2 protein-coding genes and 1 pseudogene are annotated in these 1,975 nt (G+C 68.0%); 1 reads left to right on the top strand and 2 read right to left on the bottom strand.

What is annotated here, in order from left to right; genetic code table 11:
• Nucleotides 1-184, bottom strand: a pseudogene (locus AOK03_RS39940) (aspartate/glutamate racemase family protein); the annotation flags it as partial.
• A 5-nt stretch (nucleotides 185-189) separates the two neighbouring features.
• Complete coding sequence (locus tag AOK03_RS39935) at nucleotides 190-1,674, bottom strand: NCS1 family nucleobase:cation symporter-1 (RefSeq protein ID WP_055570210.1); 1,485 nt, start codon at nucleotides 1,672-1,674, stop codon at nucleotides 190-192.
• Between the two features lie 166 nt (nucleotides 1,675-1,840).
• Between AOK03_RS39935 and AOK03_RS41620 the strand changes: the two genes are divergently transcribed.
• The coding region (locus AOK03_RS41620; protein ID WP_425264460.1) for a GntR family transcriptional regulator at nucleotides 1,841-1,975 on the top strand (135 nt) is incomplete at its 3' end.

The following is a 1,975-nucleotide window of genomic DNA, read 5'->3' as shown; positions in this document are numbered from 1 at the left end:
GCAGCGCGTCGAGGACGGCGGCGGCCGAGAGGTAGCTGTCGAGCCAGCCCTCGGCGGACTCCACGCCCCAGGCAGGGGTGAGCCCGGTGACCGTGGTGCCGGCGGACGCCGCGTCGCGCGCGCCCCGCACGATCTCCTCGGTCATCGACCCCGTCGTGTTGCAGTTGGTGACGACGATGCGCACGCGCCTCAGCCCTCCGCCCCGGCGGCGGACCCGGCCGCGGAACCGGTCACGGCACCGGCCGCCGCCCGTTCTGACCGGCACAGCCCCGCGTACAGCAGCGCGGCCGTCACCGTCCCGATGAACCAGGAGTAGGGCGCGACCTGGTCGAAGAACGGCACGAGCGCGCAGACGGCCGCCACGCCCGCCGTCGGCAGGAAGGCCCCCAGCGCCCTGGGGTTGACTCCCTTGCGGTAGTAGTACGCCGAGCCCGGCTCCGCGCTGAACAGCGCCTCCGCGTCGATGCGTCCGCGCTTCACCCAGTAGTAGTCGACCGCGATGATGCCGAACAGCGGTCCGAGGAACGCGCCGAGGCCGCCGAGGAAGTAGTTGACGACGGTCGGGTTGGAGTAGAGGTTCCACGGCGTGACCAGCAGCGCGGCGACCGTGGAGATGATCCCGCCGATCTTGAAGGTGATCTTCTGCGGCCAGACGTTGGCCAGGTCGTACGCGGGCGAGACGAAGTTGGCGACGATGTTCACGCCCATCGTGGCGACGGCGAAGGTGAGCGCGCCGAAGACGAGGACCCAGGTGTTGCCGATCTCGGCGACGAGTTCGGCGGGGTCGGTGATGGCCTTGCCGAAGACCTCCAGGCTGCCCGCCGTGACGACCACCGAGAGGATGACGAAGGCCGTCGAGTTGATGGGCAGGCCCCAGAAGTTGCCGCGCTTGACGGTGCGGTAGTCGGGGGCGAAGCGCGAGAAGTCGCAGAAGTTGAGCATCAGCGTGCCGTAGGTGGCGAGGATGAGGCCGATCGCGCCGAACCACTGCCTGACCTGTTCCCCCGTGGAGACCGGGTGCGGGGTCGAGGTCAGCGAGATGGTCCACCCCGCCTTCCAGAGGATCCACACGGCGAGGGCGATCATCACGATCCAGATGGCGGGGCCGCAGAAGTCCTGGAACTTGCGTACGGACTCCATGCCCCGGGTCATGATCAGCCCCTGCACCAGCCACAGGGCGACGAACGAGCACCAGCCGAGGGCGTGCAGCCCGAGGAAGGAGGGCTCGGTCCACGACTCCAGGCCCGGGAAGGCCGCGATCAGCATGACGTTGACCGCGATGGAGGCGAGATAGGTCTGGATGCCGTACCACATGATGGCGATCACGGCCCGGATCAGGGCGGGGATGTTGGCGCCCCAGACGCCGAAGCTGATGCGGCTGACGACGGGGAACGGCACGCCGTGGCGCTGTCCGACGCGCCCCATCAGATTCATTCCGGCGTAGATGAGCACGAAGCCGACGAGGAGCGAGGTGAAGATCTGCCAGACGTTGAGGCCGAGCACCAACAGACCCGCGGCGAACGTGTAGTTGCCGAGGTTGTGGACGTCGGACATCCACAGGGCGAAGAGGTCGAAGACCTTCCACTTGCGTTCGGCCGTGGGGGCGAGGTCTTCGTTGGTGAGCCGGGGATCGGGGACGAAGGCGGGCGCTTCGGTGCGTTGGGCGAGGGACACGGGGCCTCCTGGAGGGGGACGGAGGTGCGGCACACTGCGACCCTTTGGTATGCCAAAATTTGGTATACCAAAGATTCCGTCATGTTCCCGCCACCGATGGCGCCCGGCAATGTCCTTACGGTTACGAATCGGTAAATCGACGCGGGGTTCGGCCATGATGGACGTCATGACGACCGTGGAGCAGCCGCTGGGTGCCGTACGCGAACGCGTGCTCGCCGAGCTGCGGCAGGAGATCATCGCCGGGCGCCTCGGACCGGGCGACCGGCTGGTCGAGCGCGAACTCGCCGACCGCTTCGGGGTG

It is taken from the genome of Streptomyces atriruber (assembly GCF_001418325.1).
GTDB lineage: Bacteria > Actinomycetota > Actinomycetes > Streptomycetales > Streptomycetaceae > Streptomyces > Streptomyces atriruber.
Note: the sequence above shows the minus strand (reverse complement) of the source record. Positions and strands in the feature narration are given on the sequence as shown.